The organism is Amycolatopsis halotolerans, assembly GCF_042647905.1.
Classification (GTDB): Bacteria; Actinomycetota; Actinomycetes; order Mycobacteriales; family Pseudonocardiaceae; genus Amycolatopsis; species Amycolatopsis halotolerans.
The window spans coordinates 365,271-389,501 of sequence record NZ_JBHRWI010000015.1; the positions used below are offsets into that span (position 1 = coordinate 365,271).

The following is a 24,231-nucleotide window of genomic DNA, read 5'->3' on the forward strand; positions in this document are numbered from 1 at the left end:
CTCGGTGACCACCGTAGCCGCGATCGTCCGAATCCGACAGTCCGCGCAGGTCCGGGCTCTACGCGCAGCCACCGCGCGTGCGCAGCCACTCACCGGCGGCTGTCTCCGGATCCTGTGTCGGGAAGTCGGGCGCGATCGGCCAGGCCCCGTACGGCCTCCCGGTCCGGTCGACGTCGACGGTGGTGGTGACCAGCAGTTTCGCCCCGTCGGCCAGGTCGAAGACCTCGTTGCCGGTGGCGTATCCCGCGGTGCGCCCGCCGAACGTCGCGACCCGGCCGAGCCCGCGGAAGGCGATCAGCGTCGCTTCCCCCGAGCTGGCGGTATCGCGCGAAGTCAGCACCGCGACCGGCGGCGCCGGCCGGGTCAACCGGACCGGGTTGACCTCCGCCGTGCCGGGGTGGTCGCCGATCCAGGCCCGGCCGTCGCGAATGGACCAGAAGCTGGGCGCGAGCCCCGGCCCGGCGAACGAACCCGCGATCCCGTCCCCCAGCAACGGGGCCAGCACAGTCAGCATCGGCCACATGTTCCCGCCGCTGTTGTCGCGGAGATCCACGATCCATCCGCACGGGGCCTGTGCTTCGACCGCCCGCAGCGCCGCGGTCCCGGCCGCGACGTAACGCCGCTCGCCATCCGGGTCGGCGACGAAGCCAGGCACCTCCAGCACCGCGATGCCGTCCGCCGCGCGGCTCGACGGCACTTTGATCGTCGCCGCCGACGGCGCCCGTGCTTGCAAGGGACTGAGCAGCTTGGTGTGCGGATTGCCCAGTTCGGCGAGCACGTCCCGGATCATCGGATAGGTCCCGGACAGGGTCGGAACCCCTTCCGCGGCACGCACAGCGCCGGCTTCCGCGCGCGGCCAGTCGACCCGGTCGCGGTCGATCGAATGCGCCCGCAGCAGGTTCAGCGCACCGAGAAGATACGTCCGCGGCGTCGGCACTGACGGCTGGGCCGCGACCAGTCCGGCGCCGAGCAGCGCCAAGACGACGATCGCGGCCAGCGCTCTTCTCAAGCCGGGGTCCCCGGGAAGTGCGGGTTCTCGATCACCCCGACCAGGTTCCCGTCCGGCGCGCGCACCAGCGCCGTCCGGATCCCGCCGCCGAAGTCGGTCACCGCCGCGTGCTCGGCCGCTCCCTCCCCGACCAGCTTCGCCACCGCGGCTTCCACATCGGACACGCCCCAGTACGTCACCGGCCCGTCGCCGTTCTCCGCGCGGCCGTTCGGGTCGAGCGCCAGCTCATAGCCGTGCACGCTGTAGCCGACATAGAACGGCTCGTCGAAGTACGGCGGCACCCCGAGCACGCGGGTCCACCACTCCTTGGCCGCGGCGAGGTCGTCGGCCGGATACACGATCGTGCGCAGTCCATCGAACATATGTTCATCCTGGCACAGCTGACCCGGATCAAGGTGCGACAGACCGCGGCGACGGGTCGAAGTCGAAGAGAGCCAACGCGTTGCGGTGGAGGATCTTCTCGATCTCCTCGGCGGGCAAACGGGATTCCTTGATGTACTCGAACGTCCGCCGGTAGGACTCGACGGACAGCAGAACGGGGAAGTCGCTGCCGGGCACGAGGCGGTCGGCGCCGAAGGCTTCGCAGGCGCACCGGAGCGCGGCCTGCGAGCCCCAGCCGACGGTGTCGTAGTACAGGCTGCGAGCCGTCACGCTGGGCGGGCTGAGCAGATCCGGGGTGTTCGCCTGCCCGTCGAGCCTCGCCAGCTGCATCGGGATCATGCCGCCCAGATGCGGGACGATGATCTTGATGTCCGGATAGCGCGCCGGGATGTTCCGCTTGATCAGATGAAGCACGAGTGCGGTGTCCTCAAGGGACGCCCCGGCCGCCGCCGTGAAGCCGTAATCGTTGACGAACGGCGAGCAGATGCCGTTTTGCGCCGGATGGAAGAAAAGGGTCGTCCCCCGCTCGTTCATCTCCTCGTACAGCGGCTCGAATTCCTCTTCCGCCGTGGAGCGGTTGAACACCGAGCAGTTCATGGTCACGCCGACCATGCCCAGTTCGTCCAGCCCGCGCCGCATCTCCTCGAGTGCCGCGTCGATGTGCGGCAACGGCAGGGAAACGAACGACGAGAACCGGCCGGGGTGCGACGCGGTCAGTTCGCGGTAGGCGTCGTTGAGCACGTGTGCCGCCTCGACCGCCACCCGGGATTCCGCCGCGTAGGGCGCGATACCGGCGGCGGAGAGGATCTGCCGCTCCACTCCGGCCTCGTCCATCATGTCGATGCGCTGCTCGATCATCCCCGGTTCGTCGGTCATCACCGCGAGCGTCTTGCGCTCCCCCAGCACCGAACTCGCCGTGGTCGAAGCCGCGGACTTCGCGGCCAGCTTTCCCAGCATTGGCCGATACGCACCAGGAAAGTAATGAGCGTGTACGTCGATGATCATTTGTGTCGATCCTCCCCCGCATTCCGGTGAATGCATCTCTACAAATCTGCCGGGTCCCGGCGCAGGGTGACCTCGCGCCCGGACGCGGTGCGCACCGTCACCGCGTGCACGCCAGGCGGGCCGGATACGACCGTCAATGGCAGCCGGTCGAAGGTCTCGGCGCCGATGTGCTCCCGCAGTTCGTCGGCGTCAGCGCCGATCTCCAGCCGGGTCACCGCCGCCGCGCGCTCGCCGTTCTCCGCCGCCCCGCGATCCGGATTGGTGGCCGGATCCTCGCGGTAGAACCAGTTCGGCAGCCCGCGACGCCAGCACGTGTCGAGCGCGCGGCCGGGACCGGGAGCGGTGGTGATGATGCGCTGGGTCCCGTCGGGCTGGACGCGCCCCGGAACCCGCGCCACCTCGCCGCCGAGCCGTTGCGCGACCTCGGCCAACTCGTCGAGGGTGTCAGCGCGCAGGCTCCAGAACATCCACCGGTCGCCGCCGGCGACAACCCGGTCGAACCAGGCGACGGCCGCCTCCCGTTCGGCCGCGGGAGCCGTCACCGCCTCGACCTCCAGGTAGACGTCCCCGCCGAGCGGAAAGATCGTGTTCGCGATGCCTGCGGCGAAGGCACCCCCGTCGTAGTACGCGAGTCCGGTTTCCTCCCGCACCCGGCGAACTCCTTCGTCCAGATCGGGGACGCCGAGGCAGAGGTGATCGAGATGGAACATGCGGGTCCTCCTTGTCTCACCACGCCACAGGGAGCTCGTGCACCCCGTAGCCGAAACCGAGGTGTCCGCGGCGATCAGGCCATCTCCCTCGCGGATCAGCTGCCCGCCGACTTCCAGATCCTCCAGTACGACGCGTCACCGTCCACTGTGGACGATGGTGAGGCTTCGGAGCCCTCCCTGCGGAAAGTTACCAAACGAATGTTCAGATACTTACCGAACACATGTTAGGCATCTAGGGCGGCCTTGTCCACCGTCATGATCAAGGCCGCCGCCGCGAACCGGAGAAACCGTTGTGTTTCAGGCGAAAACGAGCGAGAAGAACTCGTCGACGAACGCCAGCACGGCGTCCGCGCCGGAGTGCTCGGCGGAGTTCGGGAAGAGGGCGACGCGTCCGTGCGCCCCGACGAACGCGATCACGGCGGCCCGCTCCGCGGGCACCCGGAGCGCGATCCCCGCCTCGGCGCACCTCGCGAACCCGTCGACGAGCAGACCGATCACGTCGGCCAGCGGCCCGACCCGCCGCGCGCCGGGCTCGGTCCGAGGCGGCCCGTTGGCCGTCATCAGCCGGTAGTGCCCGGGGTTGTCGACCGCGAACCGGCAGGAGGCGTGCAGCATCGCCCGGACGCGGCCGACCGCGTCGCCGGAATCCACGCGCGCCTCGGCCGCCTCCATCGCGACGCGCAGACGGCCGAATTCGTGCTCGGCGAGGCCCGCCACGAGCGCGGCCCGATCGGTGAAGTGCTGGTAGATGCTGGCCGGCGCGATCCCGGCGGCGCGGGCGACTCCGCGGATGGTCAGCCCGTCCTCGCCGCCGAGCTCGGACAGCAACCGGCTGGCCGCGTCGAGGATCTCCCCGCGCAACAGCTCGCCTTCTCCCCAGCGATTGCGCGTGCGCGGTGCGCCGACCGGGGCTTCTTCCGACATGTCCCCATTCTTACGCCCGCGCCGCCGCGGGGCTTGGGCAGCCACGCGGGGCGACGTGCTCAGCAGCCGAGGGGATGCGAGGAGAGCCAGTCGGCGTGGCGGCTTTTCAACCGGTCGCGTTCCGCAGTCGTGGGCAGCAGGACATCGGAGCCTCCGTCGTACGGGTGGTGCACGCGGTCGAAGGACAGGCTGGCGATCATCGCGTTGGCGGTGACGTCGTCGGCGACGGCCCGGAGCAGGGCGTCCACGAGACCGGTCCGCCAGCGTCGGCGGCTGGCGTACAGATGGGCGTAGGTGATGAACTCCGGGTCGGTTTCGTCCTCGTTGGCGCGCACCGCTTTCCAGTGCCGGGCACCGGGGTTCCACCGCGCGTGCCGCTCCGACAGCTCCGGAGGTTCGGCCGAACCCGACCAGTCGGTGGTGACAACCCAGACTTCCTGATCGCGGAACAACTCGTCCAAAACCGTGTTGTAGCGGTCGAGCACGATGGCGTACTCCGCGTCGGTGCCGGGATAGCGCCGGGGCTCGGGCAGGCTGTGGAAACGCACCCACCGGTCGCGGTAAGCGTCCTTCAGCCGGTGGGCCGACGACGGGCGCTCGGACCATTGCCTCTGCCACCGCGCCGACAGATCGTCCGAACCCGGCAGTGCGCCGACGTGACGGACCGGTGACAGCGGACTACGACGATCGCCCCGTGGCAAATCTTCTCCCGGCACTGCCCGATCATTCCCCATCGCTCAGGCCTCCCCCCGCCCCGGCCGGCCCTCCCCCTGCGAGAACGAAACTTTTCGCGGTCCGCATAATTTTTCGCACCACGCAACTTTTGCTGCTACTCTCGTCCCAGTGACCTCCACCGCACCTCTGGGCCTGCGCGAGCGCAAGAAGCGAGCCGCGCGAAGGGCGCTTGCCGAAGCCGCGTTGCGGATCGCGCTCGAGCGGGGGGTCGAGCAACTGCGGGTGGAGGACATCGCGAACGAGGTGGGCGTTTCACCGCGCACCTTCAACAACTATTTTTCCAGCAAGGAGGAAGCTGTCTGCGCGTTCATCGTCGAACGGCAGGAGCGCGTGCGCGAAGCGCTTCTGGCAAGGCCCGCTGACGAACCGCTGTGGGAGGCGGTCGTCAACGCCTCCATCACCCGGTTCGCCGAGGACGACCGTCCGATTCGCGAGGACGTGCGGCGGGTGCGGGCGATGATGGAGAACGGCGGCTTGTTCGGCGAGATGCTGCGCGCGTACGCCACTGTCGAGCGCGTGCTGGCCGACGCCATCGCCGAGCGAGCGGGCGAGCACGCAAATCCGTTGCACGCGCGGCTGATGGCGAGCATTGTGCAGAACGCTTCGCGCATCGCCTTCGATACCTGGCTCAATTCGGACTCCGACGACAAAGAGTTCGTCTCCGCTTTCACCGGCCTCCTGCGGGAGGCCGCCGCCGGGATGCCGGCCCTGGCCGCGTCCGGCGCGGCCCGCTAGACCCGAACCGACGCTATTCACTTCTTTGGGGGAGTACCCGACCGTGCTGGTCAAACTGTTGCGCAGCTACCTGCGCCCGTACCGGGGCACGCTGTGGCTCGTCGTCGCGCTGCAACTGGTGCAGACGATCGCCGCGCTGTACCTGCCCACGCTCAACGCCGACATCATCGACGGCGGCCTCGTCAAGGGCGACACCGGCTACATCATGGAGATCGGCGGCGTGATGCTGCTGATCACGCTGGTGCAGATCGCCGGGTCGATCGGGGCCGTCTACTACGGTTCCCGCGTCGCCGCGGCCGCCGGCCGCGACATCCGCGCCGGGGTCTTCCACCGCGTGCAGGATTTCTCCGCGCGCGAGATCGGGAAGTTCGGCACGCCGTCGCTGATCACCCGCACCACCAACGACGTCCAGCAGATCCAGCTGCTCGCCGCGCTCACCTTCACGCTGATGGTGTCCGCGCCGATCATGTGCGTCGGCGGCATCCTGCTCGCGCTGCAGCAGGACGTGCCGCTGTCGTCGCTGCTCGTCGTGATCGTGCCGGTGCTGGGCGTCGCCGTCGGCCTGATCGTCATGCGGATGCGCTCGGCCTTCCGGCTCATGCAGGTGCGCCTCGACAAGATCAACCAGGTGCTGCGCGAGCAGATCATGGGCATCCGGGTGATCCGCGCGTTCGTGCGCGACAAGCACGAGCGCGAGCGCTTCGGCCGCGCCAACGACGAACTGTTCACCGTGTCGCTGCGGGTCGGCAGGCTGATGTCGCTGATGTTCCCCACCGTCATGCTGGTGGTGAACGTCTCCAGCGTCGCCGTGCTGTGGTTCGGCGGGCAGCGGGTCGACAGCGGCGCCATGCAGATCGGCGCGCTCACCGCGTTCCTGGCCTATCTGCTGCAGATCCTGATGGCGGTCATGATGGCCACCTTCATGTTCATGATGGTGCCGCGCGCGGAAGTCAGCGCCGAGCGCGTCAGCGAGGTGCTGGACACCGAATCGAGCGTGCGCCTGCCGGACGAGCCGCTCCCGGTCGGAGCCGACCGGGGACACCTCGACCTCTCCGGCGTCGAATTCCGGTACCCCGGCGCGGAAAAGCCGGTGCTGCAGGACGTTTCGCTGTTCGCGCGGCCCGGCGAGACCACCGCGATCATCGGCAGCACGGGCAGCGGGAAGACGACGCTGCTCAACCTGATCCCGCGGCTGATGGACGCCACCGAGGGCTCCGTCCGGGTGGACGGCGTCGACGTGCGCCGGCTCGACCAAGCGGCGCTGTCGTCGGTGGTCAGCATGGTGCCGCAGAAGCCGTACCTGTTCGCGGGCACGGTCGCCAGCAACCTGCGCTACGGCAATCCGGACGCCACCGACGAGGAACTGTGGCACGCGCTGGAAGTCGCGCAGGGCAAGGACTTCGTGGAACGGATGGAAGAGGGCCTCGACTCCCCCATCTCCCAGGGCGGCACGAACGTCTCGGGCGGGCAGCGGCAGCGGATCGCGATCGCGCGGATGCTGGTGCACCGGCCGGAGATCTACCTGTTCGACGACTCGTTCAGCGCACTCGACTACGCCACCGACGCGGCGCTGCGCCGCGCGCTCGCCGACGAAATCCGCGACGCGACCGTCGTCATCGTCGCGCAGCGGGTCAGCACGATCCGCGGCGCGGACCGGATCATCGTGCTCGACGACGGCCGCGTCGTCGGCACCGGAACCCACCACGAGCTGATGGACACCAACGAAACCTATCGGGAAATCGTGCTTTCGCAGCTGACTGAGCAGGAGGCGGCGTGAGCGAGGAAACGAAAACCGCCACCGCGCCCGACGCCGACGAACCGGCCGCCGTCGCGCGCGACAAGACCAGGCCGGAACCGTCGGCGGGAATCGGCCGGATGATGGCCGCGGGCATGCCCGCGGAAAAGGCGCTCGACTTCAAGGGTTCGCTGGCCCGCCTGCTGCGGCTGCTCCGCCCGCAACGAGCGGCGCTGGCCGGGGTGCTGGTGCTCGGCGCGATCGGCGTCGCGCTGACCGTGGTCGGGCCGAAGGTGCTCGCCCGCGCGACGGACCTGATCTTCGCCGGCGTCACCAGCAGGGGCCTGCCGCTGGGCGCGACCAAGGAGCAGGTGATCGACGGCCTGCGAGCGCGCGGGGAGAACACCCTGGCCGACATGTTCACCAGCGTCGACCTGATGCCCGGCCACGGCATCGACTTCACCGCGGTCGGCCAGGTCCTGATGATCGTGCTGGCGCTGTACGTCTTCGCGTCGTTCCTGGGCGTCATCCAGGCGCGGCTCACCACCGATCTCGTGCAGGGCGCGGTTTTCCGGCTGCGCCAGGACATCGAGGCGAAGTTCGCGACGCTGCCGCTGCGCTACTTCGACCGCCAGCCGCGCGGCGAGGTGCTGAGCCGGGTCACCAACGACATCGACAACCTGGCGCAGTCGCTGCAGCAGACGCTCTCGCAGATCGTCACGTCGCTGTTCACCGTGCTGGGCGTGCTGGTGATGATGTTCGTCATCTCGCCGCTGCTGGGCCTGATCGTGCTGCTGACGGTGCCGGTGTCGGTGTTCGTCGCGGCCAAGGTCGGCAAACGCGCACAGCCGCAGTTCATCCGGCAGTGGGGCACGACCGGGAAGCTCAACGCGCACATCGAGGAGATGTACACCGGCCACTCGCTGGTGCACGTCTTCGGCCGCCGCAAGGAGGCCGAGGAGGTCTTCCGGCAGCAGAACGAGGCGCTGTACGAGGCGAGCTTCAAGGCGTCCTTCATCTCCGGCACGATCCAGCCGGTCATGATGTTCATCGGCAACCTGAGCTACGTCCTGGTCGCCGTCGTCGGCGCGCTGCGAGTCGCGTCGGGAACCCTGACCCTGGGCGACGTGCAGGCGTTCATCCAGTACTCGCGCCAGTTCAGCCAGCCCGTCACGCAGATCGCGAGCATGGCGAACCTGCTGCAGTCCGGCGTCGCCTCGGCCGAGCGGGTCTTCGCGTTGCTGGATGCCAAGGAGCAGGAACCGGAGCCGGAGCACCCGCAACTCCCCGAGGTCGTGCACGGGCAGGTCGAATTCGAGCACGTGTCGTTCAGGTATCTGGAGGACACCCCGCTCATCGAGGACCTGTCGCTGTCGGTCGAACCAGGCCACACCGTCGCCATCGTCGGCCCCACCGGCGCGGGCAAGACCACGCTGGTCAACCTCCTGATGCGGTTCTACGAAATCGACGGCGGCCGGATCACCCTGGACGGCGTCGACATCAAGGCCATGGACCGCGAACAACTCCGCGCGAAGACCGGCATGGTCCTGCAGGACGCCTGGCTGTTCGGCGGCACCATCGCGGAAAACATCGCATACGGCGCGGACAACGTCACCCGCGAACAAGTCATCGAAGCCGCGAAGGCGACCTACGTGGACCGCTTCGTCCGCACCCTCCCAGACGGCTACGACACAGTCCTGGACGACGAGGGCGGCACGGTCAGCGCGGGCGAGAAGCAGCTGATCACCGTCGCCCGGGCCTTCCTGGCCAAGCCGGCGATCCTGATCCTGGACGAGGCCACCAGCTCGGTCGACACCCGCACCGAGGTCTTGATCCAGCACGCGATGAACTCCCTGCGCACCGGCCGCACGAGCTTCGTGATCGCCCACCGCCTCTCCACCATCCGGGACGCGGACGTAATCCTGGTCATGGAAAACGGCAACATCGTGGAACAGGGAAACCACGAAACGCTCATCAACGCGGGCGGCGCCTACTCCCGCCTCTACGCGGCCCAATTCGCCGAAGCCATGGCAGAAACCGAATAACAAACCACCAACGTCCGTGAGGGAATCAGATTCCCTCAGGGTTCCCCTCACGGACTTTCCCCCAAGCACCCACCCAACCGCAGCCGCTGCACCAAAATCGAGGCACCCACACCACCCCCGCACCCCGATACGAAGCCAAAAACGCGGCGCGGGGGTGTTTGTCAAGGCATCTTTCCCGCCTTGACAAACACCCCCGCGCCGTAGTCACAATCGGGCTTCGGGGTGCCCCACGCAACCAGCGGGCCAATGTCGCCGCCAGGCGACGAGGCCCGACGAGCCCGTCAAGAGTGAATGATCAACTGCCACACGCTGGACGGCACCCCAGGCGGAGTAGCCCCCAGCGCCACACACTCAAAAACATGCGCCTTCCCTTGCTGCGCAAGAATGTTCCCAGCAGTCATACATTCCCCGTACGAACTGTAAAGCCGAGGCGTCCCAGGATCATCAGCCAACGCCGTGCCAGCCCCCGCCACCGCGATAGCCGCGGCAAGCACCCCAACAGACGCAGCCTTGCGCAACACAGTCATGCACCACTCCTCGGATTCCCGCCCGCCCGGCAACCCCGGGCACAAATCCGACCTTCCCAGCACGCACAGCCGAACGGCCACCGTCTCAGGAGACCTCTGCCCGAACATCACCCAAGATCAGGCACCTTCAGCCCCGGAGAACGCCCGAATCAAGGCCGAGGAATGTTCCGCAAATTGGACTTGGCCAGCCCCAGCATCTTCCCCACTCCCCCGCTCAGCACAGTCTTGCTGGCCGCCAGCGCAAACCCCTTAACCTGAGCAGCGGTAATATTGGGCGGAATAGACAATGCATTAGGATCCGTGACCACATCCAGCACCGCGGGCCCGTCATGCGCCAAAATATCCCGAAGCCCGTCCCGAACCTCCCCGGGCTTCTCCACCCGCCGCGAATACAACCCGGCCGCCCGGGCGATCCCGGCGAAGTCGACCTGATCGTGGTCGGTGCCGAACTCCGGCAACCCGTCCACGAGCATCTCCAGCTTCACCATCCCCAGCGAAGAGTTGTTGAACACCACAGCCTTGACCGGCAAGGCATGCGTCTTGAGCGTCAACAACTCCCCCATCAACATCGCCAGCCCGCCGTCGCCGCACATCGCGACGACCTGCCGCCCCGGCGAAGCGGCCTGCGCCCCGATCGCATGCGGCAACGCGTTGGCCATGCTCCCGTGCACAAACGACCCCAAGATCCGCCGCCGCCCATTAGGCGTGACGTACCGAGCCGCCCACACATTGCACATCCCGGTGTCCACAGTGAACACCGCGTCCTCGGCAGCTTCCTCGTCCAGCACATCCGCGACGAACTCCGGATGCAACGGAATATGGTTGGCGACCTCCGTCGTATAAGCGTCGACCACCCGCTGCAGCCCCCGCTCGTGCTTGCGCAGCATGGCATGCAGGAACGATCGATCCCCGCGCTCGCGCAACCGAGGCAGGACGGCGCGAACCGTGGCCCCGACGTCACCTTGGACCCCGAACTCCAGCACCGACCGCCGCCCCATCCGAGCCGGATCGATGTCCACCTGCACGGTATTCCGCTGCGGCAAGAAGTTGTCGTACGGGAAGTCCGTGCCCAGCAACAACACGAGATCAGCCTCGTGCATCGCCTCGTAACAGGCCCCGTATCCGAGCAAACCGCTCATGCCCACGTCGAACGGATTGTCGTACTGCACAAACTCCTTGCCCCGCAACGAATGCCCCACCGGAGCCCCGACCGCGTCAGCGAGCGCGAGCACCTCGTCATGCGCGTCCCGGCACCCCGCGCCGGCCATGATCATCACCTTCTCGGCCCGGTCGATCCGGTCGGCGAGGCGAGCGATGTCAGCCTCGGCAGGCACGACAGCAGGCGGGCTCCCCAGCGACGCCGACTCCCCCGTGGCGTGCGCGGCGGACTCATGCGACACATCCCCGGGCAGCACCAGCACCGCGGCCCCACGCCGCCCGACCGCGTTCTGCACCGCGATCCGCGCCAGCCGCGGCATCTGCTCCGGCGAACTCACCATCTCGCAGTAATGCGAGCACTCGGCGAACAAATGCTGCGGATGCGTCTCCTGGAAGAACCCGGTGCCGATCTGCGTGGACGGAATGTGCGAGGCGATCGCGAGCACCGGCGCCCCCGAGCGATGCGCGTCGTAAACCCCCTGCAGCAGATGCAGGTTCCCCGGCCCGCAGCTCCCCGCGCACACCGCGAGCCGCCCGGTCAACTGCGCCTCGGCCGCGGCGGCGAACGCGCCGGCTTCCTCGTTGCGCACGTGCACCCAGTCGATCCCGCCGCGCGCCGAACCGCCGGTGCGGCGCACCGCGTCCACGACGGGGTTGAGGCTGTCGCCCACCACCCCGTAGATACGGCGCACCCCGGATTGCACCAGAACGTCGATCAACTGGTCGGCCACCGTCGCCATGCTTCTGCGTCCCTTCGTGAGAGTCCCTTCGCAGTCTGTCACCGATCAGGCGAACCGCCACCGCATTGACAAGTATTATTGTCAATGGCACCGTGGCCAGGACCGACCACGAGGAGGAACGCCGCCGATGCCACGCGAGTTCGAGGTGCGCAAAGAGGTTCAGCTGCCCGCGGGACCCGAAGCCGTGTGGGAGGCGGTCGCGACCGGGCCCGGCATCGATTCGTGGTTCATGGGCCGCCACGAGGTCGACGCCGCGGCCAAGCGGATCCGCTTCCGCCTCGGCGAAATGCGCACCGAGGCGGAGATCACCGCGTGGGATCCCCCGCGCAGGTTCGCCTACCGGGGCGAGGCGGCTGAGGACGGCACGTTCGACGCGATGGAGTTCCTCGTGGAGGCGGCCGAAGGCGGCACTTCCGTACTCCGATTTGTGCACCGCGGGTTTGTCCAGGACGGCTGGGACGACGAGTACCACGAGTCCTTCGCCGTCGGCTGGGAGATGTACCTGCACACGCTCGCCGAACTGCTGGCGCACTTCCCCGGCCGCTTCGCGACGTACGTAACCGCCGACGGTCCGGCCTCGTCGGCGAGCCGCGACGCGTGGCCGAAGCTGCTGGCCGCGCTCGGCCTGCCCGCCGAACCCTCAGCCGGGCAAGCGGTCCAGTTCAGGGTCGGCGGCGAAACGGTCGAGGGCGTCCTCGACTACTCGACCCCGAACTACGCCGGAGTCCGCACCGAGGACGCCCTCTACCGCTTCCACGAACGGTCAGTGCTCGGCATGCCGATCGCGGTGGGACATCATCTGTTCCGCCCGGACGTCGACGAGACCGCCGAAATCGCGGCCTGGAGCCGCTGGCTCGCCGACGCGCTCGGCTGACGTCAGCGGCGGCGCGACAGCAACGCCGCGCCACCGGCGGCCACCACGACCCCGGCGATCACGTTGCCGGTCACCGCGCCGGCCGACGGCACTGTTTCGTCGCCGTACCGAAGCAAGAACGGGGACACCGCGGCCCACGCACCGAGCACCGGCAGCACCCAGGTCAACGCCTGAGCCCCGGAATCCCGCGCGCGCATCGCGGCGAAGATGACGATGGCGAGCCCGGCCACGGTGTTGCTCACCGCGAGTTCGGCGGCCCCGCCGAAGCGCAGCAGCCACGGCGCGGCGATCAGGTACAGCCCGGCCAGCACAGCGAGTCCCGCTGCGCCCCCGGAGACCGCGGTCTTGCCGGACATCGTGCTGGTGGACATCTGGATCACCTCAGCAGATCTCGGTTCCACCCCACGGGTACCCAGATTCCGGCCGGGGATTCACGCCCCCGCGGCGGCGCACGCCTCCCGCAGCCCGCTGCGCACCGGAGCCTTGATCCCGGACACCGCGAAAGCGCGCAGCACGAGCGGCCCGGTCGCCACGATCGACAGCGCCGGCCGGACGTGGCTCGTCTCCTCGAGCACGCGCAGCCCGGCGCAGCTGAGATAGCCGACCCGCGACAGGTCCACCACGAGTTTTCCGCCGGCTCCGGAGGCGGCGGAAAGCGCGGAGCGGAATTGCCCCACCGACGCGATGTCGATCTCGCCCGCAGCTGTGACCAGCACGATGTCGCCGTCTCTCCTGCTGGTGAAGACGGTCAGACCGGCATCCCCGCGAGAACCCATTGGCGGAACGGTACGCGCCCGCGAGGCGCCGGCAAACCGTCCCGCCTCAGCCGGGTGGGGCGATTCACGAGCGCGCCAGCAGCTTTTCGCGCAGCTCCGGCTGATCGGCAAGACCCTCGCGGACGATGTGGTCGACGAACGGCCGCATCTGCTCGTGCGGGGCGAGCGACCAGTCGAGCGGGCCGAGCGGCGGCCGCGGGTCGTACTCGATGCCGAACTGGACCAGCCGGGCGGCATCCGTCCCGCGCATCCGCTCCACCAGGTGCAACGCAAGGTCGATCCCCGCCGACACCCCGGCGGCGGTGATCACCTCGCCCGCGTCGACCCAGCGCTGCCGGACCGGCTTGGCTCCGAACGCGCGCAGCGTGTCCAGGAAGGTCCAGTGCGTCGTCGCTTCGCGGCCTTCGAGCAGCCCAGCTCGGCCGAGCAGCAGCGAACCGGTGCACACGGAGGTCATCAGTTCGGCGGACTCCGCGGCGCGGCGGAGATAGCCGACGAGCGTCTCGTCGCCGAGCGCGCGCAGCGTCGGCGCGGCGCCGCCGGGGACCAGGACCCAGGACGGGTCCGGAACCTGGTCGAAGGTATGGCTCGGCGCGATCCGCAGCGGCGTGTCGGTGCCGAGGGGTTCCAGGGTTTCGCCGACCACCGCCACCCGGACCGAGGGGTCCGCCGCCGCGTGGCTGTTGATCACCTGCAGCGGTCCCACCAGGTCGAGCGGCGTCAGGCCGGGGTACACGACGAACGCGAACGTCTTCTGAGTCATGCCGCCAGGCTCCCGCCCCCGCGGCCCGGCCGGGACACGCGTGTCCGAAATCCTGCGAACCCGGTTGATCCGGCCGGGCGAGCTGCTACCGTGCGGCCATGCCGAGTACCCCCCGGCAGGTCGTGATCCTCGGGTACCCCGACGCCGAACTGCTCGACATCGCCTGCGTGTCCGACGTTTTCGACGCCGCCACCCGGCTCGGCGCGGCCCGGCCGTACGAGGTCCGGCTCGCCAGCGTCGACGGGCTCCCCTTCGCCTGCCAGTCCGGGCTCACGCTCGCCCCGCACGTCCGGATCGACCAGGTCCGCGGCCCGCTCGACACGTTCGTCGTCGCGGGCGGGCTCGGCCACTACGCCGCGGCCAAGGACGAACGGCTGCTCGCGCACGTACGGCGGCTGTCGCAGGAGAGCAGGCGGACGGCGTCGGTCTGCACCGGGGCGACCGTGCTGGCCGCCGCCGGGCTGCTGAGCGGCCGTCGCGCGACCACGCACTGGTCGCACGCGTCGCGGCTCGCCGAGCAATACCCGTCGGTGACCGTCGATCCGGTGCCGCTTTTCGTGCGGCACGGCGACGTCTACACCTCCGCCGGCGTCACCAGCGGGCTCGACCTCACCCTCGCCTTCGTCGAGGAGGACCACGGCCCGACGCTCGCCCGCGAGGCGGCCCGGTCGCTGGTCACCTACTTGCAGCGGCCGGGAAACCAGGCGCAGGTGAGCATGTTCCTCGCCGGTCCGCCGCCGGAACACCGGCAGGTCCGCGACCTCACCGCGTACGTCGCCGAGCATCTCGCCGACGACCTCGGCGCCCCCGCGCTGGCGAACCAGGCCGGCATCAGCACCCGCCAGCTGACCCGGCTGTTCGACGCCCATCTCGGCACCACGCCGGGCAAATACGTCCGGACGGTGCGCGCGGAACACGCCGCCCGCCTGCTGTCCGGCACCGACCTCCCGCTCGCCGCGATCGCGCGACGCTGCGGTTTCGGCTCCACGGAGACCCTCCGGCAAGCGTTTCTGGACCATTTCGACACGCCGCCCTCGGCATATCGGCGCGTGCACCTCCGTTCCGCACACGCCTGAACGAAACGCCGGATACGCCCGCCTCCTCCCCCCACCCGGTACGGGTGAGCCGCGAGCCGGGAGGGCAGGATGTCCGCCGTGGCACCGCACGACTACCCCGATCAGGACCCCGACGACACCGGCCCGCTCCCGCGAGTGCCGGGCGAACCCGCGTCCCCCGCCGTGCCACCGCCAGCCACCCCTCCCCGCGCCCGTCCGGATGCTCCGCGCCGCCCGCGCCGCGCCGAACCCGGCCGCACCGGCGAACCCGGCCGACCGGCCGACCGCGCTCCCGGGCGCACCGGCGACCCGGGACGCCGCCCCGAACGCCCTGACGAACCCCGACGCCCGCGCGCCGCCGCGCCACGGCCTCCCCAGCCCGGCGCACCCCGCGTCCCGCGCCCCGCGGATTCCCGAGGCTCCGAATCCGGCGAACTCCGCGGCGGCTCGCAATCGGGCGAACTGCGCCTCCCCCGCCGCCCCGGCGACACCCCGCCGCCCGGCACCCGCCGCCGTCCCCCGGCCCGCCCCCCACAGTCCGAAAAGGACACTCCCCAACCCGCCTCCGCCAAGAAAACCCCGCAGCCAACCGGACACGGCCACGGTCATGGACACGGCCACGGCCCGGCCGCCCCCGCGTCCCAGCGAGTCCGCAAACTCCTGATCTGGCTCCTGGCCCCGCTGGCCTTGGCGACCGTCGTGGGCATGATCATCCTGTACCCGTGGGGCAGCTCCCTGCCGAAAAGCGCCGTACAGCAAGGCACCCCCGTCCAGGCAGCGATCACGACCGCAACCTCCGGCCCGTGCCTGCAACCCGGCCAAGTGCAGGTCGGCTCGCAACCGGACCCGAACGCGAAACCGTGCCTCACCGTCGACCTGCAAATGTCCGACGGCCCAGCAGCCGGAAAACCGGTACGACTGACCGTCCCGATCGAACCAAGCACGCCACGCTTCACCGCGGGCGACAAAGTCGTCCTCGCCTACAACGGCGGCAACCCGCTAGACCCGCAGTCGTTCACCCTCGTCGACTTCCAACGCGGCACCCCCCTGGTGCTGCTCGCCGCCCTGTTCGCAGTCGCCGTACTCGTACTGGGCCGCTGGCAAGGTTTAGCCGCGCTAGTCGCCCTGGTCCTGAGTTTCGTAGTGATCGTCCTCTTCGTGCTGCCAGCAATCCTCTCCGGAGAAAACCCGCTGCTGGTAGCGATCGCCGGAGCAGGCGCGATCATGTTCATCGCCCTGTACCTGACGCACGGCCTGTCCGCGAGAACCTCAGTCGCCGTCCTGGGCACCCTGGTCAGCCTCGCCCTGATCGGAATCCTGTCGGCGATCTTCTCCGCCGCCGCCTCCCTGACCGGCCTGGACGACAGCACCACCACCCTGATCGCCTCCCTAGGCCACGGCATCGACGCCAGAGGCCTGCTGCTGGCAGGCATCGTGATCGGCGCACTAGGCGTCCTAGACGACGTAACGATCACCCAAACCAGCGCAGTATGGGAACTGCGCAGAGCGAACCCGTCCCTAGGCTGGCGAGACCTGTACAGCTCAGGCCTGCGAATCGGCCGAGACCACGTAGGCTCCGCGGTAAACACCCTGGTCATGGCCTACGCAGGCGCCGCACTCCCCGTAATGCTCTACTCCGCTATCTCCGGCGTAGGCCTAGGAGCGCTCCTGGGCAGCGAAGACATCGCCGCGGAAATCATCCGCACCCTGGCAGGCTCAGTAGGCATCGTCGCAGCAGTCCCAGTAACCACGGTCCTGGCCGCCCTGATCGCCTCCCGCGAACCCATCGACCACCTCATCAGCACCACCAAACCCGCAGAGTCACACCAGTAACACCCCGCGGCCCCCGCCCGGACACTCTCCCCGCGAATGAGGTACGAAGACCCGCGACGCCCGTACCCCCCGTAGGAGGGGCCTGTGTTCTCAGCCGTCCTGGCCGGACCCCGAGTCACCGTGCACCTGATCCGCCGCCTGTTCGCATCAGTGCTAGAGGCAGCCGAAACCATCCCGAAAATCGCCACCGCCGTAGACGAGGCCCGCACCACCCTGCGCCACCTAGAACGCCTGCTCACCTACGTGGCCGAAGAACTCCCAGAACTAACCGACCACCTAGACCAAATCCGCGCCCGACTAACCGCCCTAGACGAACACACCCGCACAGGCGCTGACTAACCCAGCCTCACGCACTTCCCTAAACCCGACCACAACGCGGGATCGCGTCGGCGTCTGAGGAGCGGTGTGATCGCCCCCAGGCGATCACACCGCTCCTCAGACGCCGACTCAAAGGCGATCCCGCCCGCGGCGGCGAAGCCGACGCCAAAAACACAGCCGGCGACCCAATCCCCCAACTCACCCCAACGTGGCGACGAACCGACTAACAGCCTCCATAGGAAACCTCTGCAAATACTTCCCCCCAGGCGCGGCGGAAGCCAACCGATACAACGGCCTCTCCGCCACCGCGTCCCCCCGAGCCTCAGCCCGCAACTCCGCGACCAACAACTCCGAAAACACCAACCCGTTGGCCTCAGTGTTGTTCAGCAAGGCATCCGCCAGCCGCCGCAACTGAAGCGCCCCCAACTCCCGCCCCCCAGTCCCGGAAAACACCGCCAAATCAAGCTTCACCGCCCGCCGCCGCTGCCCGGCATTCACCAGCAACGCAACAGTCCGATTCCCCCGAACATCACTGATCACCACGTCCAGCCGCGGCGCCTCAAGCAAGTCCACCCGCCGAACCCCCCAGGTCCGCACGACGAGCTCCGTCTCCTCCAGCCAAATCCGCCGCCGAGCCGCATAAACCACCACGTAAACCAACGGCAACGCCACCACAGCCGCCACAATCAGCCCCGGCACCTGCCCGGCGATCAACCCCACGATCCCGCCGAACGCAGCGGCGAGAACCACCACGCCAAAAATCCCCGACCACGCCCGCCGCCGCCGAAGCTTCGGCTCATCAGCGAACAACGGCAGCCGCTCCACCGGCTTGTCAGTCACCGCGCACCCCCCGGCACGAACGGGTTCCCGGCGCGCTCGCGCCCCATGGTCGTAGCCGGCCCGTGACCAGGCAACACGACGGTCTCGTCAGCGAGCGTGAGCAATGTACGCAACGAACTCTCCAGGTCGGCACCGGAACCGCCGGTACGCCCGACCGATCCGGCGAAAAGCGTGTCCCCCGTGAACACCAGCCTGCCACCCTCACCCGTCTCAACCGCGAACGCCACCGACCCCGGTGTGTGCCCGGGCAGCGGAAGCACCCGCACAGCCAGCCCCGCCGCCTCGACGCAGTTCCCGGTGAGCGGTTCGAACGCCCCGTCGTACCACTCAGCGTCCCCCGGATGCATCCGCAGCGGCACACCGTGCGCCCGCGACAGCTCCGCGGCAGCACCCACGTGGTCCGGATGGCCGTGCGTGGCGAGCAGCGCGACCGGCGTCAGACGATGCTCCGCCAGCGCCTCGGCCAGCGGTTCGGCAGCCCCCTCGCCCGGGTCGACGACGACGCACGGACCGTCGGCGGCAGGGGCCAGCAGATAGCAATTCGAGCGCAGCGGACCCGCGGCGAACCCGGCGACGAGCACCGAACCCTCCTCCCAGGAAGCGGCCTTGATCACGACCCGGTGAAGACTAGCCGCCCCTGTACGGAGTCCTAACAGGCTGTGCCCATACACTGCCGCTACCTCAGACGTGTGACTTCGAGCGGAAACTGGAGGGCGGGTGGCGACCAACCAGCAGCGCCGAGAAGCCGCTAAGCGCAAACTCGAGCGGCAGCTCGTGCGCCGGGCGGAACAGGCGAAGCGACGCAAGATCGTGGGCGCTGGAGTGGTCGGCGGTGTGGTCCTCATCGTCGCCGGTCTCGTGGTGTGGATCGTGAACAGCGGGGGCAGCGGCGACCAGCAGGCCGCCACGCCGCCGCCGTCGAGCTCCGCGCCGCCGGTCCCGAGCGTCACGAACATCCCCACCGAGCGCACCGCGCTCCCCAAGCGCCCGAAGGCGCTGCCGAACCCGACGACGTGCTCGTACCCGGCCGACGCGAGCGGCAAGCCGCCGTCGACGAAGAAGCCGACCACGCCGGACGGCAAGAACGTATCGTCGAGCGGGACCGTGAACATCACGATGAAGTCCACCCAGGGCGACATCCCGATGACGCTGGACCGCGCGCTCGCGCCGTGCACCGTGCAGGCCTTCGAGAGCCTCGCGAAGCAGGGCTTCTTCACCGACACGATCTGCCACCGCCTCGGCGTCACCGACCTGCAGATGCTGCAGTGCGGCGACCCGGACGCGAAGGGCGACGTGCTGAAGGACGGCCGCGGCGGCCCGGGCTTCACCGTGCCGGACGAGGTCGTCGACACGTCCAAGTACGGCCGCGGCATCCTCGCGATGGCCAACACCGGCCAGCCGAACAGCGGCGGCAGCCAGTTCTTCATGGTCTACGGCAACGCGCCGCTGCAGCCGCAGTACACGATCTTCGGCAGCATCTCCGACGAGGGCCTGAAGGTGCTCGACAAGATCGCCAAGAACGGCATCGGCGCGATCGGCCAGGACGGTTCGACCGGCGAGCCCAAGCAGCCGGTGAAGTTCACCGCGGTCACGGTTTCCTGAGTTGACCGTGCGAGTCGAGATCGGCGGCGCCACTCCCGGCACCGCCGATCTCGCCGCCGCGGCGACCAGCTACGGCCACTTCACCGCGATGCAGGTCCGCGACGGGCGCGTGCGCGGCCTCCGCTACCACCTCGACCGGCTCGCGGCGAACACCCGGGAACTGTTCGGCAGCGAACTGGACACTGACCTGGTCCGCTCTTACGTCCGGCGGCTCGTCGCCGGCCAGGGCGCGTTGTCGGTGCGAGTGATCATTTTCTCGCGCTCCTCGCCGCACGACGCCGCGATGACGCCCGAGATCCTGGTGCGCACCGCACCGCCGAGCTCCCACGTCGCCACCCCGATGCGGCTGCGATCCGTTGCGTACCAACGGGATCTGCCGCACGTGAAGCACCTCGGCGGCTTCGGTCTCACGCAGCATTCCCGCGCCGCCGCCCTAGCCGGGTACGACGACGCCGTGTTCCTCGCCGCCGACGGCCGGATCAGCGAGGCGACGATCTGGAACGTCGGCTTCCTGCGCGACGGCACGATCGTGTGGCCGGAGGCTCCCGTGCTGCCGGGGATCACGTATCTGGTGCTCGAGGAACAGCTGCGCGCGGCCGGGGTGCCGCAGGAGACGCGGCCGGTGTACCCGGCCGAGTTCCCGGAATTCGACGCGATGTTCGTGACCAACTCCGCCACCATCGGCCGTCCAGTCGCCTCCGTCGACGACGTACCGCTGCGCACCTCCCCCACCGCGACCGAACTGCTGACGGCGGCTTACGAAGCCGCACCATGGGACGAGATCTAACGCAGCGCTCAGGGCCGCCGGTGCTCCACCCACACATTCGGCTCGACATACACGGCGGAATCCTGCGCCAAAGACACCAGCACCGGACTCAGCGCACCTTCCACGGCCACCGGCCCGTCGGTGTCGAACGGCAGCCCAGTCCACTCTCGCCACTGCGCGAGCGTTCCGGGAATCGTCATCGACACCGGGCAGACCTTCAGGATCCGCCCACCGGCGCGCACGTGCACCCGCAGCCACGCGTCATAGGGCAGGCCGTCGTCGCGCACCCGGAAGGCGTACTCGCTCATCGGAGTCTCGGGTTCGTCCGCTTTCTGCGACGGCCGCACCGGCGCGTAGAGCACGTCATGCCCGAGGCGAAAAGCGTTGTCCCGCAGAGCATTCACCATCACTGAAGCAAGCCCAGTGCCCTGCCGTTCCTTACGGACGACGATCTCCAAGGCAGTCGCCGCGTTGCGCGCGCGGCCAGCGAGCCGGTCGGCGTGCTGCCACCGGATCACCTGGTCCCACCCACCGTCGGGCAGTTCCTCGCGGCCGGGGCCGCCGAAGGCGAAGGGCGTGGAGTAGGCCTTGGCGACCGGCTCGGCTCCGTCGGTCGCGAGCAGCACGTAGTCGGCGACGGTGTCGAGTTCGCCGTAGTACAGGTGCCCGGTCGGGTTGTGCTGCAGGAAAACCGGCCACGAGCGGTCGAAATCGGCGTGGTCGACCGTCCGGAAGAGCTCCGGATTCCGGCTGCGCTGGTGAAGTGTCAGAGCCACAGGCCCCAGTCTCACCGAGCCGTCAATTGCTTTGTCGCGCAGGTCAGCGGTAGGTGAACTTCGGCGCGCGCCGGTTCAGGAAGGCGTCCACGCCCTCCGCGTAGTCCTCCCCGTGCAGCGCCGCGAGCCGGATCTCCTCGACCTCGTCGTCGGTCTTCTCCTGGCCCGCCGCGATCTTCTCGATGATCCGGTTCATCCCGCGGATCGACGCCTGCGAACGCCCGCACAGCGTCTCGGTGAACCGCGCCGTCGCGGCTTCCAGGTCCGCGGCCGGGAACACGTCGTTGACCAGCCCGATCTCGCGGGCCCTGGTCGCGTCGACGAGTTCGCCGGACAGCAGGAAGTACTTGGCGTTCGCCGGGCCGACCAGGGAAACCAGCTGCCGTGTCGAGGCGAAGTGGTAGACGATGCCGAGCTTGGCTGGGGTGATGCCGAAGCGCGCGTCGTCCGCGGCGAAGCGGAAATCGCAGGCGACCGAGATCTGGCAGCCGCCGCCGATGCAGTTGCCCTGGACCATCGCGACGGTCGGCTTGCGCATCGCGGTCAGCGCCGCCACCGCGCTGTCCACGGCCTCGTCGTACTTCGCGGCGGCGTCCGCGGTCGAACGCAGCTCGCGGAACTCGCCAATGTCCGCACCCGCGGAGAAATGCCGGCCGGCCCCGGTCAGCACGAGCACCTTCAGCTCGGGATCGGCCTCGACCTCGGCCGCCACGCCCGCGATCGCCGCCCACATGCCGTGGGTGATCGCGTTCATCTTCTCCGGGCGGGAGAACGTCAGCCGGGCCACGGCGCCTTCGCGGGTGAACTCGAGTCCGTCCGTCATGCCAGCACCCTAATGCGCCCTCGCCGCGCTCCCGCTGTGGGCCGGATCACGGTGTCCGAAGTGGACAGTCCAGGCCGGAACCCCTCGTCGCGCGCGGGCGCGACTAGGCGATTGTCACCGACGCGAGCGGAACCCGGTCCACGACATCGTCAACACATCCGCGACGCGGAACGACAACTCCCGACACCCACGCAGAAAGACGAGACGATGAGCGACGAAACCGCACCCACGACAGCTCGTGCCCGACCGCGAACGCCGCGCGGAGCGGCGATGGCAGGCGTGGCGACCGCCATGTTCCTGGTCATCCTCGACAGCGCCATGGTGAACCTCGCCGGGTCCACGATCCGCGCCGGACTCGGCCTCACCGCCGCCGAACTCACGGTGGTGGTGGACAGCTACCTGGTGACGTTCGCCGGCCTGCTGCTGCTCGGCGGCCGGGTCGCCGACGTGCTCGGAAGCCGGAAGGTGTTCCTGGCCGGAATGGCCGGCTACCTCGCGGCATCCGCCTGCTGCGCGCTGGCCGCCGACAGCACGATGCTGATCGTCGGCCGGATCGGCCAGGGAGCCGGAGCCGCCGCGGTGATGCCGGCCGCGCTCTCGATCGTACTCGCCCTCTACTCGTCCCCCGCCGAACGCACCCGCGCGCTGGGCATCTGGGGCGCGGTCGCGGGCGCGGGCAGTCTCGTCGGCGTCTTCTCCGGCGGCGTGCTGACCGAGTTGCTGGGCTGGCAGTCGGTGTTCCTCGTCCCGGTGCCGTTCGGCGCCGCCGGAGCGCTCGTCGTGTGGCGCACGGTGCCCGCGATCCCCGGCCGGCCCGGCCGGTTCGACGCACTCGGCGCCGTCACCATCACCGTCGGGGTCTCCGGTCTCGCGCTGGGCATGGTCTCCGCTTCCGACGCCGGATTCGGGTCGCCCGGCGCCCTGACCGGTCTCGCGGCCGGGCTCGCTTCCCTGGCGGCGTTCGTGTTCGTGGAGCGGCGTTCCCCGCATCCGCTGGTTCCGCCCGGCGTGTTCCGCAGGAAGCCGGTGGTCATCGCGAACGCCGTGATGGTGCTGGTCGGCGGCACGCTGACGAGCCTGTTCTTCTTCCTTCCCCAGTACCAGCAGGACGTGCTCGGAATGAGCCCGCTCTCGGCCGGGATGAGCCAGCTCCCCATCGCGGTCATGATCATCGCCGGCAGTGTCGCCGCGCCGCTGCTGGCCAAGCGCGCCGGTCAGGCCCGCGCGCTGGCGATCGGCCTCGCGGTGCTGCTGGCCGGGTTCCTGTGGCTGGCGCTGGACACGACGACCGCCGGTTTCTCGGCGAGCCTGCTGGGCGCGTTCGTGGTGATCGGCACCGGACTCGGGCTCGGCCTCGTCAACGCCACGGCGACCGGCGTACGCGACAGCGCGAACGGTGAATCAGGCCTGCTCAGCGGGCTGATCAACGCCGCACAGCAGCTGGGCGGCGCGGTCGGGCTCGCCGCCCTCGCCGGGATCGCCATCGGTGCCGCGGGCACGCACGGGGACGTCTCGTTCACCACCGCGTTCCTCGGCGAAGCCGTGCTCGTCCTCCTCGCACTCGCCCTCTCGTTCCTGCTCGCCGCCCGGTCACCGCGAGCCTCGGACACCGCGCACCAGAGCTGAACTTTGTCCCCCGACCGCACGGTCGCGTCCGCGGCCGCTGGAAAGGAATCCCGATGATCTGGCACTGCATCCGGTTCACTCTCAAGCCTGACGTCTCCGAGGCGGACAAAGCAGCCGGTCTCGCGCGCATGGGCGAGCACATCACGGCCATCCCCTCGATCACGGCGCGCGTCGTCGGCCCCGAATTCGGCGGGGAATTCGACTACGGCGCCGTCACCGTGCTCGAGGACATCGAGGCCTACGAGGCGTACATGAACCACCCGGCGCATCTCGCCATGGACCGGATCGGGCTGCCGCTGGTCGACAAGTTCGTGTCCTGCGACATCACCGACGACCCGGACCCGGAGATCGGCGAGAAGATCGCCGACGTCCACCGCCGCCGGTTCGAGAACGTGCCGGACGTCGCCGAACTGGTCTCCGGCCTCAGCGAGTACACCGGCAGCTCGGCACCCGGCAAGCACCGAAACTGACGACA

The 24,231-nt window shown here is 69.2% G+C and carries 25 protein-coding genes; 11 read left to right on the top strand and 14 right to left on the bottom strand.

Going from position 1 to position 24,231, the window contains the following annotated elements; genetic code table 11:
• Positions 1–58 precede the first annotated feature (58 nt).
• The 6 genes from ACFORO_RS11810 to ACFORO_RS11835 form a co-directional block, all read right to left on the bottom strand.
• Positions 59–1,009, bottom strand: a complete 951-nt coding sequence (locus ACFORO_RS11810; RefSeq protein ID WP_377870165.1) for a S41 family peptidase — start codon at positions 1,007–1,009, stop codon at positions 59–61.
• Positions 1,006–1,371 carry a VOC family protein gene (locus ACFORO_RS11815; protein ID WP_354746606.1) on the bottom strand — a complete coding sequence of 122 codons (366 nt, stop codon included), beginning with the start codon at positions 1,369–1,371 and terminating at the stop codon, positions 1,006–1,008. The genes ACFORO_RS11810 and ACFORO_RS11815 overlap by 4 nt, the downstream gene beginning before the upstream one ends.
• A 28-nt stretch (positions 1,372–1,399) precedes the next feature.
• Positions 1,400–2,395 (bottom strand): amidohydrolase family protein, encoded by a 996-nt coding sequence (locus tag ACFORO_RS11820; protein ID WP_377870164.1) that lies wholly within the window; start codon positions 2,393–2,395, stop codon positions 1,400–1,402.
• Between the two features lie 38 nt (positions 2,396–2,433).
• A complete protein-coding gene (locus ACFORO_RS11825) occupies positions 2,434–3,105 on the bottom strand; it encodes a VOC family protein (RefSeq protein ID WP_377870162.1) in 672 nt (223 codons plus the stop codon).
• 297 nt (positions 3,106–3,402) lie between these two features.
• Positions 3,403–4,029, bottom strand: coding sequence for a TetR/AcrR family transcriptional regulator (locus ACFORO_RS11830; RefSeq protein WP_377870161.1), 627 nt, complete (start codon positions 4,027–4,029; stop codon positions 3,403–3,405).
• Between the two features lie 59 nt (positions 4,030–4,088).
• On the bottom strand, positions 4,089–4,763 hold the full coding sequence (locus ACFORO_RS11835) for a DUF3885 domain-containing protein (RefSeq protein ID WP_446681595.1): 675 nt from the start codon (positions 4,761–4,763) through the stop codon (positions 4,089–4,091).
• A gap of 109 nt (positions 4,764–4,872) precedes the next feature.
• On the opposite strand from ACFORO_RS11835, the gene ACFORO_RS11840 reads away from it, so the two are divergent.
• From ACFORO_RS11840 to ACFORO_RS11850, 3 genes are all read left to right on the top strand, one after another.
• Positions 4,873–5,499, top strand: coding sequence for a TetR/AcrR family transcriptional regulator (locus tag ACFORO_RS11840; RefSeq protein ID WP_354746599.1), 627 nt, complete (start codon positions 4,873–4,875; stop codon positions 5,497–5,499).
• A 43-nt stretch (positions 5,500–5,542) separates the two neighbouring features.
• Complete coding sequence (locus ACFORO_RS11845; RefSeq protein WP_377896549.1) at positions 5,543–7,276, top strand: ABC transporter ATP-binding protein; 1,734 nt, start codon at positions 5,543–5,545, stop codon at positions 7,274–7,276.
• Positions 7,277–7,389: 113 nt separating this feature from the next.
• On the top strand, positions 7,390–9,279 hold the full coding sequence (locus ACFORO_RS11850) for an ABC transporter ATP-binding protein (RefSeq protein ID WP_377870190.1): 1,890 nt from the start codon (positions 7,390–7,392) through the stop codon (positions 9,277–9,279).
• A gap of 676 nt (positions 9,280–9,955) precedes the next feature.
• Here the strand turns inward: ACFORO_RS11850 and ACFORO_RS11855 are convergent.
• Complete coding sequence (locus ACFORO_RS11855; protein ID WP_354751196.1) at positions 9,956–11,704, bottom strand: pyruvate dehydrogenase; 1,749 nt, start codon at positions 11,702–11,704, stop codon at positions 9,956–9,958.
• Positions 11,705–11,831: 127 nt separating this feature from the next.
• Between ACFORO_RS11855 and ACFORO_RS11860 the strand changes: the two genes are divergently transcribed.
• Positions 11,832–12,578, top strand: a complete 747-nt coding sequence (locus tag ACFORO_RS11860) for an SRPBCC family protein (protein ID WP_377870158.1) — start codon at positions 11,832–11,834, stop codon at positions 12,576–12,578.
• Between the two features lie 2 nt (positions 12,579–12,580).
• Here ACFORO_RS11860 and ACFORO_RS11865 read toward each other — a convergent pair whose 3' ends face one another.
• The 3 genes from ACFORO_RS11865 to ACFORO_RS11875 form a co-directional block, all read right to left on the bottom strand.
• Positions 12,581–12,949, bottom strand: a complete 369-nt coding sequence (locus tag ACFORO_RS11865; RefSeq protein ID WP_354751198.1) for an SPW repeat protein — start codon at positions 12,947–12,949, stop codon at positions 12,581–12,583.
• Positions 12,950–13,009: 60 nt separating this feature from the next.
• Positions 13,010–13,354, bottom strand: a complete 345-nt coding sequence (locus ACFORO_RS11870; protein ID WP_344276889.1) for an STAS domain-containing protein — start codon at positions 13,352–13,354, stop codon at positions 13,010–13,012.
• 64 nt (positions 13,355–13,418) lie between these two features.
• Positions 13,419–14,117, bottom strand: a complete 699-nt coding sequence (locus tag ACFORO_RS11875; protein ID WP_377870157.1) for a DJ-1/PfpI family protein — start codon at positions 14,115–14,117, stop codon at positions 13,419–13,421.
• A 98-nt stretch (positions 14,118–14,215) separates the two neighbouring features.
• Between ACFORO_RS11875 and ACFORO_RS11880 the strand changes: the two genes are divergently transcribed.
• From ACFORO_RS11880 to ACFORO_RS11890, 3 genes are all read left to right on the top strand, one after another.
• A complete protein-coding gene (locus tag ACFORO_RS11880; RefSeq protein ID WP_377870156.1) occupies positions 14,216–15,193 on the top strand; it encodes a GlxA family transcriptional regulator in 978 nt (325 codons plus the stop codon).
• Positions 15,194–15,634: 441 nt separating this feature from the next.
• Positions 15,635–17,005 carry a YibE/F family protein gene (locus tag ACFORO_RS11885; protein ID WP_377870189.1) on the top strand — a complete coding sequence of 457 codons (1,371 nt, stop codon included), beginning with the start codon at positions 15,635–15,637 and terminating at the stop codon, positions 17,003–17,005.
• Between the two features lie 84 nt (positions 17,006–17,089).
• Positions 17,090–17,344, top strand: coding sequence for a hypothetical protein (locus tag ACFORO_RS11890; protein ID WP_377870155.1), 255 nt, complete (start codon positions 17,090–17,092; stop codon positions 17,342–17,344).
• Positions 17,345–17,521: 177 nt separating this feature from the next.
• Here ACFORO_RS11890 and ACFORO_RS11895 read toward each other — a convergent pair whose 3' ends face one another.
• Positions 17,522–18,148, bottom strand: coding sequence for a hypothetical protein (locus ACFORO_RS11895; protein WP_377870154.1), 627 nt, complete (start codon positions 18,146–18,148; stop codon positions 17,522–17,524).
• A gap of 11 nt (positions 18,149–18,159) precedes the next feature.
• Positions 18,160–18,744, bottom strand: coding sequence for an MBL fold metallo-hydrolase (locus ACFORO_RS11900; protein ID WP_377870188.1), 585 nt, complete (start codon positions 18,742–18,744; stop codon positions 18,160–18,162).
• A 136-nt stretch (positions 18,745–18,880) separates the two neighbouring features.
• On the opposite strand from ACFORO_RS11900, the gene ACFORO_RS11905 reads away from it, so the two are divergent.
• Together ACFORO_RS11905 and ACFORO_RS11910 are read left to right on the top strand one after the other, a co-directional pair.
• Complete coding sequence (locus ACFORO_RS11905) at positions 18,881–19,765, top strand: peptidylprolyl isomerase (RefSeq protein WP_354751161.1); 885 nt, start codon at positions 18,881–18,883, stop codon at positions 19,763–19,765.
• A gap of 7 nt (positions 19,766–19,772) precedes the next feature.
• Positions 19,773–20,552 (top strand): aminotransferase class IV family protein, encoded by a 780-nt coding sequence (locus ACFORO_RS11910; protein ID WP_377870187.1) that lies wholly within the window; start codon positions 19,773–19,775, stop codon positions 20,550–20,552.
• An 8-nt stretch (positions 20,553–20,560) separates the two neighbouring features.
• Here the strand turns inward: ACFORO_RS11910 and ACFORO_RS11915 are convergent, their stop codons facing one another.
• Both ACFORO_RS11915 and ACFORO_RS11920 read right to left on the bottom strand, forming a co-directional pair.
• The gene (locus ACFORO_RS11915; protein ID WP_377870153.1) at positions 20,561–21,307 is read right to left on the bottom strand and encodes an N-acetyltransferase; all 747 of its coding nucleotides are present in this window, start codon (positions 21,305–21,307) and stop codon (positions 20,561–20,563) included.
• 43 nt (positions 21,308–21,350) lie between these two features.
• Positions 21,351–22,130 carry an enoyl-CoA hydratase/isomerase family protein gene (locus ACFORO_RS11920; protein WP_377870152.1) on the bottom strand — a complete coding sequence of 260 codons (780 nt, stop codon included), beginning with the start codon at positions 22,128–22,130 and terminating at the stop codon, positions 21,351–21,353.
• Positions 22,131–22,400: 270 nt separating this feature from the next.
• Between ACFORO_RS11920 and ACFORO_RS11925 the strand changes: the two genes are divergently transcribed.
• Positions 22,401–23,756 carry an MFS transporter gene (locus ACFORO_RS11925; RefSeq protein WP_377870151.1) on the top strand — a complete coding sequence of 452 codons (1,356 nt, stop codon included), beginning with the start codon at positions 22,401–22,403 and terminating at the stop codon, positions 23,754–23,756.
• Positions 23,757–23,809: 53 nt separating this feature from the next.
• On the top strand, positions 23,810–24,226 hold the full coding sequence (locus ACFORO_RS11930; RefSeq protein ID WP_377870150.1) for a Dabb family protein: 417 nt from the start codon (positions 23,810–23,812) through the stop codon (positions 24,224–24,226).
• Positions 24,227–24,231 lie beyond the last annotated feature (5 nt).

Excerpts from the sequence above, each read along its gene's own strand:
- ACFORO_RS11860 (WP_377870158.1), top strand. The coding sequence starts at position 11,832 with ATGCCACGCGAGTTCGAGGTGCGCAAAGAGGTTCAGCTGCCCGCGGGA.
- ACFORO_RS11850 (WP_377870190.1), top strand. The coding sequence starts at position 7,390 with ATGCCCGCGGAAAAGGCGCTCGACTTCAAGGGTTCGCTGGCCCGCCTG.
- ACFORO_RS11925 (WP_377870151.1), top strand. The coding sequence starts at position 22,401 with ATGGCAGGCGTGGCGACCGCCATGTTCCTGGTCATCCTCGACAGCGCC.
- ACFORO_RS11930 (WP_377870150.1), top strand. The coding sequence starts at position 23,810 with ATGATCTGGCACTGCATCCGGTTCACTCTCAAGCCTGACGTCTCCGAG.
- ACFORO_RS11835 (WP_446681595.1), bottom strand. The coding sequence starts at position 4,763 with ATGGGGAATGATCGGGCAGTGCCGGGAGAAGATTTGCCACGGGGCGAT.
- ACFORO_RS11875 (WP_377870157.1), bottom strand. The coding sequence starts at position 14,117 with ATGACTCAGAAGACGTTCGCGTTCGTCGTGTACCCCGGCCTGACGCCG.
- ACFORO_RS11880 (WP_377870156.1), top strand. The coding sequence starts at position 14,216 with ATGCCGAGTACCCCCCGGCAGGTCGTGATCCTCGGGTACCCCGACGCC.
- ACFORO_RS11855 (WP_354751196.1), bottom strand. The coding sequence starts at position 11,704 with ATGGCGACGGTGGCCGACCAGTTGATCGACGTTCTGGTGCAATCCGGG.
- ACFORO_RS11815 (WP_354746606.1), bottom strand. The coding sequence starts at position 1,371 with ATGTTCGATGGACTGCGCACGATCGTGTATCCGGCCGACGACCTCGCC.
- ACFORO_RS11830 (WP_377870161.1), bottom strand. The coding sequence starts at position 4,029 with ATGTCGGAAGAAGCCCCGGTCGGCGCACCGCGCACGCGCAATCGCTGG.
- ACFORO_RS11870 (WP_344276889.1), bottom strand. The coding sequence starts at position 13,354 with ATGGGTTCTCGCGGGGATGCCGGTCTGACCGTCTTCACCAGCAGGAGA.
- ACFORO_RS11825 (WP_377870162.1), bottom strand. The coding sequence starts at position 3,105 with ATGTTCCATCTCGATCACCTCTGCCTCGGCGTCCCCGATCTGGACGAA.
- ACFORO_RS11820 (WP_377870164.1), bottom strand. The coding sequence starts at position 2,395 with ATGATCATCGACGTACACGCTCATTACTTTCCTGGTGCGTATCGGCCA.
- ACFORO_RS11920 (WP_377870152.1), bottom strand. The coding sequence starts at position 22,130 with ATGACGGACGGACTCGAGTTCACCCGCGAAGGCGCCGTGGCCCGGCTG.
- ACFORO_RS11865 (WP_354751198.1), bottom strand. The coding sequence starts at position 12,949 with ATGTCCACCAGCACGATGTCCGGCAAGACCGCGGTCTCCGGGGGCGCA.